The organism is Streptomyces sp. Tu6071, from assembly GCF_000213055.1.
GTDB lineage: Bacteria > Actinomycetota > Actinomycetes > Streptomycetales > Streptomycetaceae > Streptomyces > Streptomyces evansiae.
Map to the genome: position 1 here is coordinate 7,178,238 of NZ_CM001165.1, position 14,916 is coordinate 7,193,153.

The window sequence follows — 14,916 nt, forward strand, 5'->3', positions numbered from 1 at the left end:
GCGCGGGAAAGCGGCCCGCGCCCCCGTGCGTACGCCGGTCGCACGTCCCGGTGTGCGTATCTCCCGGTGCGGGGGTAGGGACGAGGGAGCGGCCTTCACCGGCCGCCTTCCGCCCCCGCCCGTGAGGATGCCCCCGCATGCCGACCCCTTCGCCCGACCAGTCCTCCGGCTCCGGTTCCGGCGCGGACGAGGACCCCGGGGCCGCGCTCCTCGACGGGCTGACGATCGACGACAGCCGCCCCGAGCGCCCCCTGCTCCGCGACGGCTCCGGCGAACCCGTCGACACCTGGCGGGAGAACTACCCGTACCCGCACAAGGTGGGCCGCCGCGAGTACGAGAAGCGCAAGCGCGTCCTCCAGATCGAGATACTGAAGATGCAGCGCTGGGTCAAGGACACCGGGCAGCGCCTCGTCGTGCTGTGCGAGGGCCGTGACGCCGCGGGCAAGGGCGGCACCATCCAGCGCTTCACGGAACGCCTCAACCCGCGCGGCGCGCGCGTCGTCGCGCTGGAGAAGCCGACCGAGCGCGAGGCGGGGCAGTGGTACTTCCAGCGGTACGTGAGCCAACTGCCCTCCGCCGGTGAGATCGTCTTCTTCGACCGCTCCTGGTACAACCGCGCGGGCGTCGAGCGCGTCATGGACTTCTGCACGCCCGCCGAGTACTACCACTTCCTGCGCCAGACCCCCGTCTTCGAGCGGATGCTCACCGACGACGGCGTCCTGCTCGTGAAGTTCTGGTTCTCCGTCTCGCGCGCCGAGCAGCGCACCCGCTTCGCCATCCGCCAGATCGACCCCGTACGGCAGTGGAAGCTCTCGCCCATCGACATCGCCTCGCTCGACCTGTGGGACGAGTACACGGAGGCCAAGATCGACATGTTCCGCGCGACGGACACCGACGCCGCCCCGTGGACGGTCGTGAAGAACAACGACAAACGGCGCGGACGCCTGGAGGCGATGCGCAGCCTGCTCGCCCGGCTCGACTACCCGGCGAAGGACCCGGCCGTCGTCGGCATCCCCGATCCGCTCATCGTGGGGCCCGCCGACACGCTCCTGGAGCCGGGCGAGGAGAGCGCGAGCCTCTCCCCGACACCGCTCGCGGGCAGCAGGCACGGGCGCGGGCTGCACCCGGAGGACGGGGTGCGCGGCCCGGACGAGGAGTGAGGGGTGGTCGGGGCACCCGGTGGCGACTGGCATGATCGAGGGATGTCAGATCGCATCATCGCCGCCTGCGACGGCGCCTCCAAGGGCAACCCGGGCCGCGCCGCGTGGGCCTGGGTCGCCGCCGACGCCGAGGGGACCCCGGAACGCTGGGAGGCGGGCCCGCTCGGCACCGCCACCAACAACGTCGCCGAACTCACCGCCCTGCTCCGCCTGTTGGAGACCACGGACCCGGTGCGCCCGCTGGAGGTCCGGATGGACTCCCAGTACGCCATGAAGGCGGTCACGGAGTGGCTGCCCGGCTGGAAGCGGCGCGGCTGGAAGACGGCGGCGGGCAAGCCGGTCGCCAACCAGGAACTCGTGGAGGCCATCGACGCCCTGCTCCAGGGGCGCGAGGTCGAGTTCCGGTACGTGCCGGCCCACCAGGTCGGCGGTGACCCGCTCAACGCGATCGCCGACCAGGCGGCGAGCGAGTGCGCGATCAGCCAGGAGGCGGCCGGGACGGCGTACGGCGCTCCCGCGCCCCCCGCCCCGAGCGCCTCGCGCACCGAGCCCGCCCGCACGAGCGGCGCGACCCGCGCGAAGACCGGCGGCAGGCCGGGCGCGAAATCCGGCGGCAAGGCCCCGACCCTGAAGGCCAAGTACCCCGGCCGCTGCGGCGCCTGCGGACAGTCCTACGCGGCGGGCGAGGACATCACGAAGGTGGGCAAGGGCTGGGGACACGTGGGGTGCAAGGGGGAGTGAGACGGCGGGCCCTCCTGAGCTGAGGGCCCGCCCCCCGAGGCCCGCAGGGCCGAGCGGCGTCGGCGCTCCCGGAGGCGAAGCCGACGGGATCAGACAGCCGCCCAGCCGTTGTCCACCGGCAGCAGTGCTCCGTTGATGTTGCTCGCCGCGTCCGAGGCCAGGAAGAGGATGGCCGCCGCCTGCTCGTCGGCCTGCGCGGGCTTGCCCACGTTCGCCATGTACTTGCCGATGGTCGCCGGGCCGCGCGCGCCGTCCGCCGCGTCCACCGTGATGTTCGTGGCCGTGCCGCCGGGGGCTATCGCGTTGGTGCGCAGACCCTGCTCGCGGTACATGACGGCGAGGGACTTCATGAGGCCGACGACGCCGTGCTTCGACGTCGTGTAGGCCGCGCCCGCCGCGCTGCCGCGCAGCCCCGCCTCCGAGGCCGTGAAGACGATCGCGCCGTGCCCGCTCTCCAGCAGGTGGGGGAGCGCGGCGCGCGTCAGCAGGAACGGCGCGGTGAGGTTGACGCGGAGCACGCGCTCCCACTCCGCGTCGTCGGTCTCCCCGGCCGCAGACATCCGGTCCATGATCCCGGCGTTGTTCACGAGCACGTCGATCCCGCCGAAGTGCGCGACGGTCCGCGCCACGACCTCCTCGACCACGGCCGGGTCGCTCAGGTCCCCGACGACGGCGAAGGCGCTGCCGCCGCCCTGTTCGACCTCCGCGACGACGGACTTCGCGCGCTCGGCGTCGAGATCGGCGACGACGACCCGCGCGCCCTCCGCGGCGAACTTCAGCGCCGCCGCGCGCCCGATGCCGGAACCGGCGCCGGTGATGACGACGCGGCGACCCTCAAGACCTGTGGTGCTCATGGTGACTCCCTGTGCGAAGACGGTACGGCCGGCGCGGAAGGACGTGTTCCGGATCGGCGCTGCCGAGCGTACTCCTTTCTGTCGCTCGATGACATAAAGGCGGTGAGCGGCAAAAAGTGGCTGACGAGGGAGAATGGACCCGAAGCGCGGGCGGCGACGAGGAGCGGGATGACGGACACGGAGACGGGCGCGGACACGGAGACGGGCGCGGACACGGAGACGGGCGCGGACGCGGAGACGGGTGCGGGCCGGGGTGGCGCGCGTACCGGGCGACCGCCGCTGACCGAGCGGCGCAAGGCGGCGACGCGGCGGGAGATCGCGATCGAGGCCGTACGGCTCTTCAGCACCCAGGGCGTCGCGGCGACCTCCGGCGACGACATCGCCCGCGCCGCCGGGATCTCGACCCGCACCCTCTGGCGCTACTTCCCGTCCAAGGAGCACTGCGTGAAACCGCTCCTCGCGCTCGGCCTCGAACGCGCCATCGCCCAGCTGCGCGACTGGCCCGCCGGCCGGCCGCTCACGGAGGCGATGGCCGAGCAGGGCCCCGACGGCGCGGCCGAGGAGGCCGGGCTCACCAAGAAGCTCATCGCGACGGCCGTCGAGGAGCCGGCGCTCCACGCGGTCTGGCTGGAGATGCACTACGAGGCGGAGGAGGTCTTCGCCGAGTTCGTCGCGGCCCGCACCGGCCGTCCCGTGGACGACCTCGCGGTCCGCGTCCAGGCCGTCATCATGAACGGCGCGATGCGCGTCGGCGCCGAGCACTGGGCCCGCAGCCGGGACGACCGCCGCACCCACGAGGAAGCCCTCCGCGCGGCGCTGCGCTCGGCGCTGGAGGGGCTGAGCTGCTGAGCGGGGTCCCGGGACGGCTCCGGGACCCCGCTCGGACGGTTCGCCTACGCGGACGCGGACGCGGACGCGGGTACGGGCGCGGGCCGGGGAGCGGGCGCGGCGAGGGACCGCGCGCCCGCCGGGACGGGCACGGCGGCGAAGAGCGCGTCCTGCTCGCGCTGGAGTTCCCGCTTGCGCTCCGGGCTGGTGGACGGGAGGCGCTGCTCCTCGTAGAGCGGGTGCGTCGCCTCCTGGGCGTGCTTGCTCGCCGGGGTGTGGAACTGCACCTCGAAGAGCTGCCCCGAACGGGGCGCGCGCCAGCCGGTGTTGAGCCCCTTGTAACCGCTCGCGCGGCCCCAGGTGTTGGACCACTTGGTGCTCTCGTTGCCCCAGCCGGCGAGGGCGCCGGAGGCCCGGGTGACACCCGAGGTGTACGCGGTGTCGTCCCACTGGAGGGTGTAGCGCACGGCGTCGCCGATTCCGGCCAGGACGGAGGCCACGTTGCGGCCGGGCTGCTCGACGAGCGTGCCCGCCACCTTCCGCTTGAGCGAGTCGGGGCTCTTCAGGCGCTTGTCGAAGCCGACGACTTCCGCGCCGGTCAGCGCGGCGGCGGCGCGGACCCGCACGCTGATCGTGCGTTCCGCGCGCCGGGCGTTCGCCAAGTAGGAGTCGACCGCGTTGTTCTGCTCGCTCGTCAGGGTGAGGCCGCCCTCGCCCTTCCAGCCGCCGGACCGGTTGTCGTCGGCGGTGGCGGTGGCGGCGGGACCGAGCGACAGGACGGCGGCGACCGTCGCGCAAAGAGCCGTGCGGAGGGCGGTGGGCCGGCTGGAGGTGGTCATGCGGCGATCACCGGTGTCTTTCTCGTGCGCGAAGGAGCGGGAAGCACCCGGTCAACGCCGCGCCGCCCGGCGGGTGGCGGGGTGGAGGTCGCCGTCACCCGGACGGCGGGGCCCGTCCGCCGGGGGCCTCTGTCAGTGGCGGCCGTTAGCGTCGAAGGCATGACCGAACGAACCGTTGTCCCGCGCGGTCCCGCGGCGGCCGAGCCCGTGGTCCACGTGCGGCCCGCGACCGACCTGGACCTCGACGGGCTGCTCGCCTCGATGGCCGCGCTCTTCGCGGAGGACGCCGGGCCGCGCGACCCGGCCGCCGATCCCACGTGGTTCAGGGAGCACGGGCGCGCCGCGCTCGCGGCCGGCCTCGACGACCCCGCCCGGCTCCTGCTCGTCGCGGACTGCGCGGGCAAGGTGCTCGGCCACCTCACCGCGATGCTGCGCGCGCCCGAACCCCTGCTCCCCGTCCGCACGGTGACCCTCGCGAGCCTCTACGTGCGCCCCGCGATGCGCGGCGCGGGCACCGGCTCCCGGCTCCTCGCCGGCTGCCTCGACTGGTCCCGCGCCCACGGCGCCTTCCGCACCGAGGTCTCCGCCTACGCGAGCAACGCGGCGGCGCTGCGCTTCTACCACCGCCACGGCTTCACGGACCACGAGGTGACGCTGACGGCGCCGGGCGGCTGGGTGCCCGGCACCGGCGCGCGGTGAGAGGTGTTCAGGCGGCGGGGTCGCGAGGCTCCGTGACGGCCCAGGCCGCCTCGATCATGCGGAAGACCTCGTCCACCGTGCCCTCGGGGTCGGCCGCCTCGCGGGCGAGGGCGTAGGCGTCGATCACGAACTGGGCGAGCGCCCGGCTCGCCGTCGGCGTCCGGGACAGTCCCGGGTCGGCCGTAAGGGCCGCCGCGAGCCGCTCGGCATGGCGCACCCGCATCGATTCCTCGTACTTCCGCAGCGCGGGCGACGCGTCGATCATGCCCCACACCGGGGCGGCGCTCTCGGCCGTGCAGTGCCGCACGAGAGCGTGGACCTCCGCGCGCAGCGGCGGCAGGAGCGGCGCGCCGGGGGCGCGCTCCGCGACCGCGCGGGCGAGGCGCTCCTCGAAGTCCTCGTCGCGCGCGAAGACCAGCGCCTCCTTCGAGGGGAAGTGCGCGAACAGCGTCGTGACGGCGACATCGGCCTCGGCCGCCACCTCGCGGATGCCCACCGCCTCGTACCCGCGCGTGAGGAAGAGCCGCATGGCGGTGTCCGCGATCTTCTGGCGGGTCGCGGCCTTCTTGCGCTCACGGCGTCCGGTGGGCACGGTCATGGCCGCACGCTATCAGGTGCGAAACCGCAACGGTTTCAAAAAGCTAACCGTTAGTGCTACGTTCCCGGCATGAAGAAAGTGAGCTTCGCCGAGTTCGGCGGTCCCGAAGTCCTGCGTCTGATCGACGCCGAGGAGCCGCACGCGGGCCCGGGACAGATACGTGTCGCGGTACGGGCGGCGGGGGTGAACCCGGTCGACTGGCGGCTCCGCGAGGGGCAGGTCCTGGGCGCCCACCCGCTCGAACTGCCCTCGGGCGTCGGGCTGGACGCCGCGGGGGTGGTGGACGAGATCGGCCCGGGGGTGCGGGGCGTGGCGCTCGGCGACCGCGTCTTCGGGGAGGGCGCGAGCACCTACGCCGAGCTGGCCGTCCTGTGGGCCTGGGCGCCGATGCCGGAGGGGCTGACGTTCGCCGAGGCGGCCGGATACCCGTCCGTGGTGGAGACCGCGTTGCGCGTGCTGCGCGAGGTCGGCGTGCGACCGGGGCAGACGCTCCTCGTGAGCGGGGCCTCGGGCGGCGTCGGCTCGGCCGTCCTCCAGATCGCCCGCGAACGCGGCATCAAGGTGATCGGCACGGCGGGCGCCGCCAACCAGGAGTACCTGCGGGCCCTGGGCGCCCTCGCCACGACGTACGACGAGGGCTGGACCGCGCGCGTCCGGGGCCTCGGCGAGATCGACGCGGCGCTCGACCTGGCGGGCTCCGGGGTCGTTCCCGAACTCGTCGGCCTCACGGGGGACCCGCGACGCGTGGTCTCCATCGCCGACCTCGACGCACCGGCGTTCGGCGTCCGCTTCTCGGGTGCGGCGGGGAGCATGACGGACGCGCTCGCCGAGGCCGTGGAGCTGATCGCGGGCGGCAGGCTGCACATCCCCGTCGAGAAGTCGTACTCGCTCGCCGAGGCGGCGCAGGCCCACAGCGACAGCCGGGCCGGACACGCGAGGGGGCGCCGCGTCATCCTGGTCTGAACCGCCCACGCCCGCCCCGGTGCCGCCCGGCTCACCCCTGCGGCGGCGCCGGGAGCCGTACGGTGTGCGCGTGGCCGTCCGGCCAGGTGACGTCCACGCGCGCCGTGCCGTCGGGCTCCCACGTCGTGCGGACGCCGGGCAGTACCGCCGGGGTCCCCGCACCGAGGTGGACGGCGGCGGCGTAGACCGTGCCCGGCGTGGCCGCTTCGGGCGACGTCAGCAGCGGGGTGGCCGAGTCGCGCGCCAGCGGACTGCACCCCGTCCCCGAGCGCACCGAGCCGAGCGGCAGTCCGCCCAGGTCCGTCACGGCCGAGACGAGGCCGTCGGGCGAGGTCACCGAGGCGCGGCCCGGCTCGTCCGACGGCGCGTCGGCGAAGGTGCCCGTACCCCCCTCGCCCCGTGGTCCCGCACCGCTCTCGTCCCGTCCTCCGGGCGCCGCCTCCGGCTCCCGTACCGGCTCCGTCCCCACCGGGAGTGCCCAGCCGCCGAACCGCACGCGCTCCGCCGGGGCGTCGCCGGGAGCGGCCGGGTCCACCCGCGCCACCCGCACCTCGACGGAGCCCCGGACCGCCGAACCGACCGTGAGCCAGGGGCCCGTGCGGAAGGCGGCGGGCGGGCCGCCGAAGGGGTCCCAGGTCGCGCCCGCCGCGTCCACCGGCCAGTGCGCGCGCGAGCGCGAGACGCCCGTCCCGCCCGCGACCGAGAGCCGCTCCACCGGCCTGCGGTGGGCCGCCCGGCCCGCCTCGTCGACGAGCGTCGCGCTCGCCTCCCAGGCGCCCGCGCCCGCGTCCGCCGAGTACTCGGGCGTCGCGTGCGTGGAGTAGCCGAGCCGGGCGTAGTGCGGGTCGTCGGGCCACGGCCGCGCCGGATCGCTGTGGTCGCCGCCGTGGTTGACGACTCGTACGACGCCGTCCGCCGCCGTGCCCGTCACGAGCCACCCGGGCCCGTCCAGCGTGCGCGTGAAGTCGCCGCGCTCCACCGCGAGCGGCTCGGGCTCCGCCGTCCACACCGGGTGCGAGGCCGGGAGCAGCAGCCCCGCGAAGCCCTTGCTCGCCCAGTACGGCGAGGCCGGGCCCGAGTACACCTGGAGGAGCCCCCGGAAGGGGCGGTGCCAGCCCAGGCTCAGGAGCCCGTCCTCCGTGAGCGCCCCGTTCTCCGTGAAGTAGGAGAGCGTGCGCGCCGCGAGGCCCCGCGTCTCGCCCGGCGTCACCGGACTCGCGTCGAAGAGCGCGCCCGTCCACAGCGGGGCGAGCGCCGCCCAGCGGTACGTGAGCGAGCGGCCCTGGAAGAGCGGGGCCCCGTTGCCGCCCACGAGGTGCCGCCAGTCGGCGAGGAAGAGCCGCAGCCGCTCGCGGTAGCGCTCGGCGAGCCCTTCGGGAGCCTGCGCGCCGAGTACGCGCGTGAACCACAACGGGTAGAGGTGCATCGCCCAGCCGTTGTAGTGGTCGTGGTTGCGGTGCGCCCCGCCGGTCAGCCCGTCCGAGTACCAGCCCCCGCCCTGGTACCACTCCTCCGTCGTCGCGATCGTCCGGTCCAGGTCCTCCTGGCGCCACTGCCCGCCCACCGCGCGCGCGAACGCCTCGGTGACGCCCTGGAACCAGATCCAGTTGTTCTGCGGCATGTCGGTGCCGACCATGAGACCGAGCCAGTCGAGGAGTTGGGCGCGGGTGCGCTCGCTCAGGCGGTCCCAGATCCACGGGCGCGTCTCGTGGAGCGCGAGCGCGATCGACGCGGCCTCGACCTTCGCCTGGTTGGCCTCGGCGAAGGTGGGCCACCGCTCGGGGCTCCCCGGGTCGACGCCCGCCGCGAGGCCGCGCGCGTACCACTCGGCGAAGCCGTGCGGGTCGTGCCCGTCCTCGCCGCGCAGCCGGAAGGCGGCGAGGAGGAAGGTGCGCGCGAAGCCTTCGAGCCCGTCGCTCCACTCGCCGCTCGCGCTCGCGGGACCCGGCAGCCGGATCAGCGCGTGCCGCTCGCTCGCGTACGGGCGCACGGCGCGCAGCATGTCGTCGGCGAGCCGCCCCCAGCGTGCCCGCCCGGTCCACGCGGCGGGGTCTGCGGGGCGGGCGTGACCCGGCGTGCTCGGCTGCGGCATGAGGCGTGACTCCTTCGTGAGACGACTGGTCCGCGGGACGGCGACCAGCGGCGACCCGCGCCAGTCTTGCGCACCGGGCCCGCCGTGACGAGACTGGGGAAAGCGGTTTCTAAATTGTTTTCCCCGCCTCCTCGGCAGCCCGTCGCGGGGTCCCCCGGGGTCCTGTGCGGACGCTGTGATTGCATTAGTCAAGCCGATTGACAAACCAGGCGCGTCGTCCGTACGTTCGTGTGGCCGAGCGGAGCACCCGCGCCGGTGGCGGCGTCGCCGGCGCGACGACACCGTGAACCACCCCGTGCCCGCGAAGCCCTTCCCCCGGGCCCGCGCGGTGCGACCGACCGGCCCCCACCCGCCTCGATCCGGCCGTGCGGGGCCGTGAGCACCGATGGGAGCGTGCAAGACCATGACGAACCCCAGCCGAAGGGCGCTCGTCGTCCGCGGCGGGTGGGAGGGACACTCACCCGTCGAGATCACCGACCTCTTCCTGCCCTTCCTCAAGGACGCCGGATTCACGGTCGACACCTCGGACACCCTCGACGTCTACACCGACGCCGAACGCCTCGCCGCCACCGACCTGGTCGTCCAGTGCTGGACGATGGGCGAGGTGACCCCCGGTCAGAGCGCGGGCCTGATCGCGGCGGTCCGCGCGGGCACCGGCTTCGCCGGCTGGCACGGCGGCGTCGTGGACTCCTTCCGCGGCGATCTCGACTATCAGCGGCTCACCGGGGGGCAGTTCCTCATGCACCCCGAGGGCTACCACGATCACCGCGTCCACATCGTCCCCGGGCACGAACTGGTCGCGGGGATCGAGGACTTCGACGTCCACACGGAGCAGTACTGGGTCGCGACCGACCCCGCGATCGAGGTGCACGCCACGACGGTCTTCCCGGCGGGCGAGGAGCACGGCCGGGAGGTCGTGATGCCGGCCGTGTGGAGCCGCCACCACGGCGCGGGACGCGTCTTCGTCAACACGATCGGCCACAAGCCCGACGACTTCGACGTGCCCGAGGCACGCGTCCTGACCGAGAGGGGACTGCTGTGGGCGAGCCGCTGAGGATCGGCATCGTGGGCGCGGGCGCCATCAGCGGCGCCTACCTCGACTCCCTGGACCGCCTCACCCGCCCGCTGCGGGTCACCGCCGTCGCCGACCTCGACCGGACGCGCGCGAAGGCCGCCGCGGGTCGGGCCGGGGACGCGGTCGCGCTCGGCTCGGTCGCCGAACTCCTCGCCCGCGAGGACGTCGACGCCGTGCTCAACCTGACGATTCCCGCCGTGCACGCCGAGGTCGCCCTCGCCGCGCTCGCCGCGGGCAAGCACGTCTACGGCGAGAAGCCGCTCGCCGCGACGCGCGAGGAGGCCGCGGCGGTGCTCGCCGCGGCCGGGGCCGCCGGGCTCCGGGTCGGCTGCGCCCCCGACACGGTGCTCGGCACGGGGACGCAGACCGCGCGCAAGGCCGTCGAGGACGGCCGCATCGGCACGCCCGTCGCCGCGACCGCCTTCATGACGACGGCGGGGCACGAGGCGTGGCACCCGGACCCGGAGTTCTACTACCGGCCCGGCGGCGGCCCGCTGCTCGACATGGGCCCGTACTACCTCTCCGCGCTCGTCCACCTCCTCGGCCCGGTCGCCAAGGTCACGGGCGCGGTGTCCACCCCGCGCGCGGAGCGCGTCATCGGCAGCGGCCCCCGCGCGGGCACCCGCTTCCCCGCCGAGGTGGACACGCACGTGACCGGGGTCCTGCACCACGCGAGCGGCGCGCTCAGCACGCTCGTGATGAGCTTCGACATCCCGGCGGCGCGGCTGCCGCGCATCGAGGTGTACGGGACCGAGGGCTCGCTCTCGGTGCCCGACCCCAACGGCTTCGACGGGCCCGTCGAGCTGAACCGGGGCGAGGGCTGGGAGGAACTGCCCGTCAGCGCCGGGTTCCCGGGCGCGGGACGCGGCGTCGGCCTCGCCGACCTGGCCGACTCGCTCCGTACGGGCCGTACGCACCGCGCCTCCGCGGATCTCGCCCACCACGTGCTCGACACGATGCTGACGCTGCTCGACGCGGCGCACGAGGGTGTCACCCGGGACGTGGCCAGCACGTGCGAGGTGCCGACGCTCGTGACGACCGGGCGCGTCTGAGGGACCGTACGCCCCGAGGGCACCGGCGCCCGGCGGCCCCGTCGCGGAGCGGATTCCGTGGCGGGCCCGCCGGGCGGCCGGTACCTCTCCGATGGACGGACGCGCACGACGACTTCCTGCGGGAGCCGCTCGCCGCGTCGCCGGGCGTGAGGAGCCGGCCGCCCACGTCGGGGGCCGCCCCGCCGACCGCCTCTCGCGGCGCCCGGCCACGAACAACCGCGTCCCGCCGACCCGCCCGACTCGGCGCACGCGACGAGCTGCTTCGTCACCCACCGCGTCGACGGCGCCGATCCCACGCGCCCGGTCCCGCCCCCGGCCGGGGCGGGCCACTACGAGGACGCCTTGCGCCGGATCGGGGACACCTGGTTCCTCGCCCGTCTTCCCCCTCGCCTCCAGTGGTCCGGCTCCGCGCCACGGGGTCCACCAGCCCGGAGGGGCGGTACGGGACCACGCGCTGCCGGTCCCGTACCGCCCCCGTACTCGGTGCTCCGCCCGTCAGGGCATCGCGTGCACGTGCGGACCGACCGCGTTGCTCCAGGCGTTGCCCGCCGTCGCGTCCCAGTTCGTGGACCAGGTCATCGCGCCGCGCAGCGCCGGGTACGTCGTGGAGGGCTTGAAGGAACCGCAGTTGGTGCCCTTCGAGAGACAGTCGAGCGCGTTGTTCACGACGCTCGGCGCCACGTAGCCGCCGCCCGCTCCGCGCGTCGAGGCCGGGAGGCCGAGGCCGACCTGCGAGGGGGCGAGGCCGCCCTGGAGCTGGATGCAGGCGAGCGCGGTGAGGAAGTCCACCGTGCCCTGGCTGTAGACCTTGCCGTCGCAGCCGAGCATCGAACCACTGTTGTAGTACTGCATGTTGACGACCGTGAGGATGTCCTTCACGTTGAGCGCCGTCTTGAAGTACTCGGCCGAGGTGGACTGCATGTCGATCGTCTGCGGCGCCATCGTGAGGACGAGCGAGCTGCCCGCCTTCGCGGACAGGGAGCGCAGGGCCTGCGACATGTAGGTGGAGTTGACGCCGTTCTCCAGGTCGATGTCGACACCGTCGAAGCCGTAGGTCTGCATGAGGGACCACAGCGAGTTGGCGAAGTTCGTCGCGGAGGTGGTGTCGGAGACGGACACCGTGCCGTTCTGGCCGCCGACCGAGATGACGACCTTCTTGCCCGCCGCCTGCTTCGCCTTGATGTCGGCCTTGAACTGGTCGACGGTGTAGCCCTTCAGGCCCGCCGAGTCGAGCGTGAAGGACACGGCGCCCGGCGTGGTGGTGGCGTCGGCGAAGGCGACGGCGATGATGTCGTACTGCGCCGGGACCTGGGCGAGCGTCTGCACGGTCGCGCCGTTGTCGAAGTTCTGCCAGTAGCCGGTCACGGCGTGCTTCGGGACGGAGCCGCCGCCCCCGGGGTTGCCGCCCGAGGTCGTGGTCGCCGAGACCGCTGCCGACTTCGGGGACTCGCCCGCCGCGTTGACGGCCGTGACCTGGAAGCTGTACGTCGTGGCCGCGGTCAGGCCGGTGACGGTCGCCGAGGCGCCGGTCACCGACTGCACCTTGGCGCCGTCGCGGTACACGTTGTAGCTCGTCGCGTTCGTGACGGCGTTCCAGCTCAGCGGGACCGAGGTCGCCGCCGCCGCGCCCGCCTTGAGGCCGCCGGGCGCCCCCGGGACGCTCGGCGTGGTGCCCCCGCCGCCGCCCCCGTCGGGGCCGAGCACGGAGACGTCGTCGGCGTAGTACGCGGGCTGCCCGTACCAGCCGTGCAGGTAGACCTGGACCGAGGTGGTGCTCGCGCCGGTCGTGAAGGTGGTCTTCAGCTGCGACCAGCCGGAGGCGCCGGGGGTCCAGGTGGACACGTCCGTCGTGCCGGTGCCGCTCGCTCCGAGGTACACGTACGAGCCCTGCACGTACGCGCTGAGCGTGTAGGTGGCGTTCGGCTTGACCTTGACGGTCTGGGAGCACTGGCCCGTGTCGGACGCCGACGGGGCCGCCTTCAGTGCGGTGCTGCCCGCGTGGACCGGCGAACCCACCGCCTCACCACTGCCGTTGCTACAGGTCCACCCCGAGAGCCCCGACTCGAAGCCGGGGTTCTGCGCGTTGTTGACGTCGGCGGCCTGTGCGGTCCCCGCGACGAGGCCGCTCAGGAGCAGCGCGGTCGCGGACACGAGGGCGCCCGTACCGAGGAGCCGGCGCAGGCGGGAGCGGGGGGAGGGGCGGGTGCGGCCGGGTCTGCCGGTCGTCGAAGAGGGGGCGCGTTCCACAACTACCTCCGGAAGGGAGTTACTTGGAGGAGAACAGGGCACTACGGGCACTGCGGGTGCGGAACGGTGGCCACCGTCTGACCGGAGGATGGTCCAGACCAATCGGGTTGTCAAGACCTCTGACGGGCCGTGGGGGTCTTCGGGCGGGTACGGGCCGGGGGAGCGCGGGCGCACGGCCGCGGGGGCGGTGCCCCGGGCCGTACGACCCGGAACACCGCCCCCGCGCGGGTTCGCGCTCCGTCACACCACCGGTCGCGTCGGCCGCGTCTCGGTCAGCGGGATCTGGCCGCGCAGGAGCTTGCCGCCGTCACCCGTCAGGCGCAGGTAGTAGTCCGAGGAGCAGGCCGTGCCGTCCTCGTCGAGCGCCTTGATCCCGGAGCCCGAGGGCACGTCGGCCGCGCTCGCGGCGGTCTTCGCGATCTGGTTCGCCTCGTTGTACTCGTCGAACATCGAGATGTAGATGCCCTGCACCCCGACGCGCTTCATGTTGTAGAACTGGCGCCACATGAAGTCCCCGTGCGCCCGCTGCCCGTCCTGGAGGTCCCCGGGCAGCACGCACGGCTGGTAGTCGATGCCGTGCGCGTCGCACTCCGCCTGGTCGGGGGTGTTGACGTTGGCGTAGAAGTTGTCGGCGTCGGCGACGGAGCCGATCCGGCCGACCATCCACGGCGAGATCATGTCGAAGGCGTGGTACACCTCGGAGAACCCGGGACGGGAGTCCTCGCTCTCGGTGCGCCAGTGCGTCGGCACCCCGCCGATCACGTAACAGCCCTGCGCCTTCAACCAGTTCACGACGTCGAGGCACTCCTCGGCGCCGAAGGGGCGGGCGTCGTCGCTGAAGCCGAAGCCCCACACGCACACCACGGGCCTGCCGTTCTGGTGCGCGTACGCCGAGGAGGAGGTGTGCGCGCTCATCTTCTCGGTCCAGTCCTGCTTGACCTGCTCGCGCATGCCGTTCCAGTTCGTCACGTCGTACATGACGTAGAACTTGCGGCCGTTGGCCTCGGCGGCCTGCCGCACCTTCTGCGCCATGCCGTCGCGCGTGGGGCCCTCGGAGCCGAAGGGGTTGAAGCGCTGGAGCGCGGCGGTGTCGATGCCGTACTCGCGCATCCACCGGAAGTGCGTGTCCACGGTCTGCTGGTCCCAGGACGAGAACAGAGCGGCCTTGCCGCCGCCGTTCAGGTCCGGCATCGCGGTCGGGTACGTGCGCGTGTACTCGGAGACGTCCGGCCAGGACTTCGCGCTGTTCGCGCCCGGGGCCGGGGCCTTGCTCATGTCGGGGCTCCAGTGCCACCACCCGTTGATGGGGGCGCCGTCGCCCGGAGCGGCGAACCAGCCCTGGTAGCCGACGGTGACCTTGCCGACGACGTCGCCGGCGGGGGAGGCGGCGGGTCCTGCCTGCGGCGCGGGGGCCGCCCCTGCCTGGCTCGCGGCGAAGCCGGTCCCGGCCGCCGCGGCGACGGCGGCGCCGGTCAGGAGAAAGGAACGACGGGAGATGCTCATGCGGGTGTGCCTCTCGGTCTGCCTCATCGGCGCGGCGGCACACCACGGGAGCGCTGCCGCGCACGGAACGGTCACGCCTGCTGGGGTGGGGGGAGTAAGGACGGCGGCAGTCCGTCCCTCCGTCAGCAGGCGCCGCACGCAAGCTAATCGACCTCATGGGGTCTCGACAAGGCTCCGGGACAACGATGTCAGAGCGGGGGTGCGCGGCGGGCACCCGATGGGAGCGCTCTCCGTCGTCCCCTGTCGCCCCGCCCCCGCCGTGTCG

At 73.9% G+C, this 14,916-nt stretch carries 13 protein-coding genes; 7 read left to right on the forward strand and 6 right to left on the reverse strand.

All coding sequences use genetic code 11. The annotated features are described in order from the left end of the window. Positions 1-137: 137 nt before the first annotated feature. Positions 138-1,160: a polyphosphate kinase 2 gene (gene ppk2 / locus STTU_RS30570; protein ID WP_007830102.1), complete on the forward strand. Its 1,023-nt coding sequence runs from the start codon at positions 138-140 to the stop codon at positions 1,158-1,160. A gap of 42 nt (positions 1,161-1,202) precedes the next feature. Continuing rightward, positions 1,203-1,901 carry a ribonuclease H family protein gene (locus STTU_RS30575; protein WP_043256832.1) on the forward strand — a complete coding sequence of 233 codons (699 nt, stop codon included), beginning with the start codon at positions 1,203-1,205 and terminating at the stop codon, positions 1,899-1,901. Between the two features lie 89 nt (positions 1,902-1,990). Here the strand turns inward: STTU_RS30575 and STTU_RS30580 are convergent, their stop codons facing one another. Continuing rightward, positions 1,991-2,755 carry an SDR family NAD(P)-dependent oxidoreductase gene (locus tag STTU_RS30580; RefSeq protein ID WP_009062709.1) on the reverse strand — a complete coding sequence of 255 codons (765 nt, stop codon included), beginning with the start codon at positions 2,753-2,755 and terminating at the stop codon, positions 1,991-1,993. A 168-nt stretch (positions 2,756-2,923) separates the two neighbouring features. Between STTU_RS30580 and STTU_RS30585 the strand changes: the two genes are divergently transcribed. Continuing rightward, a complete protein-coding gene (locus STTU_RS30585; protein ID WP_043256834.1) occupies positions 2,924-3,604 on the forward strand; it encodes a TetR/AcrR family transcriptional regulator in 681 nt (226 codons plus the stop codon). Positions 3,605-3,648: 44 nt separating this feature from the next. Here STTU_RS30585 and STTU_RS30590 read toward each other — a convergent pair whose 3' ends face one another. Further along, a complete protein-coding gene (locus STTU_RS30590) occupies positions 3,649-4,422 on the reverse strand; it encodes a hypothetical protein (protein WP_007830105.1) in 774 nt (257 codons plus the stop codon). 159 nt (positions 4,423-4,581) lie between these two features. Here STTU_RS30590 and STTU_RS30595 point away from each other — a divergent pair, with 159 nt between their 5' ends. Further along, the gene (locus STTU_RS30595; protein ID WP_010265510.1) at positions 4,582-5,121 is read left to right on the forward strand and encodes a GNAT family N-acetyltransferase; all 540 of its coding nucleotides are present in this window, start codon (positions 4,582-4,584) and stop codon (positions 5,119-5,121) included. A gap of 7 nt (positions 5,122-5,128) precedes the next feature. On the opposite strand, the gene STTU_RS30600 is transcribed toward STTU_RS30595, so the two are convergent. Continuing rightward, complete coding sequence (locus STTU_RS30600) at positions 5,129-5,719, reverse strand: TetR/AcrR family transcriptional regulator (protein ID WP_007830107.1); 591 nt, start codon at positions 5,717-5,719, stop codon at positions 5,129-5,131. A 69-nt stretch (positions 5,720-5,788) separates the two neighbouring features. Between STTU_RS30600 and STTU_RS30605 the strand changes: the two genes are divergently transcribed. Then, complete coding sequence (locus tag STTU_RS30605) at positions 5,789-6,682, forward strand: NADP-dependent oxidoreductase (RefSeq protein ID WP_007830108.1); 894 nt, start codon at positions 5,789-5,791, stop codon at positions 6,680-6,682. Between the two features lie 31 nt (positions 6,683-6,713). Here the strand turns inward: STTU_RS30605 and STTU_RS30610 are convergent, their stop codons facing one another. Then, a complete protein-coding gene (locus tag STTU_RS30610) occupies positions 6,714-8,774 on the reverse strand; it encodes a DUF2264 domain-containing protein (RefSeq protein ID WP_007830109.1) in 2,061 nt (686 codons plus the stop codon). Between the two features lie 385 nt (positions 8,775-9,159). Between STTU_RS30610 and STTU_RS30615 the strand changes: the two genes are divergently transcribed. Continuing rightward, positions 9,160-9,828: a ThuA domain-containing protein gene (locus tag STTU_RS30615; protein ID WP_007830110.1), complete on the forward strand. Its 669-nt coding sequence runs from the start codon at positions 9,160-9,162 to the stop codon at positions 9,826-9,828. Then, a complete protein-coding gene (locus tag STTU_RS30620) occupies positions 9,813-10,901 on the forward strand; it encodes a Gfo/Idh/MocA family protein (protein WP_043256836.1) in 1,089 nt (362 codons plus the stop codon). Before STTU_RS30615 ends, STTU_RS30620 begins: the two co-directional genes overlap by 16 nt. Before the next feature lie 495 nt (positions 10,902-11,396). Here STTU_RS30620 and STTU_RS30625 read toward each other — a convergent pair whose 3' ends face one another. Beyond that, positions 11,397-13,148, reverse strand: coding sequence for a chitinase (locus tag STTU_RS30625; RefSeq protein WP_007830112.1), 1,752 nt, complete (start codon positions 13,146-13,148; stop codon positions 11,397-11,399). 240 nt (positions 13,149-13,388) lie between these two features. Beyond that, positions 13,389-14,651 (reverse strand): glycoside hydrolase family 71/99-like protein, encoded by a 1,263-nt coding sequence (locus STTU_RS30630; RefSeq protein ID WP_043256838.1) that lies wholly within the window; start codon positions 14,649-14,651, stop codon positions 13,389-13,391. Between the last annotated feature and the right edge of the window lie 265 nt (positions 14,652-14,916).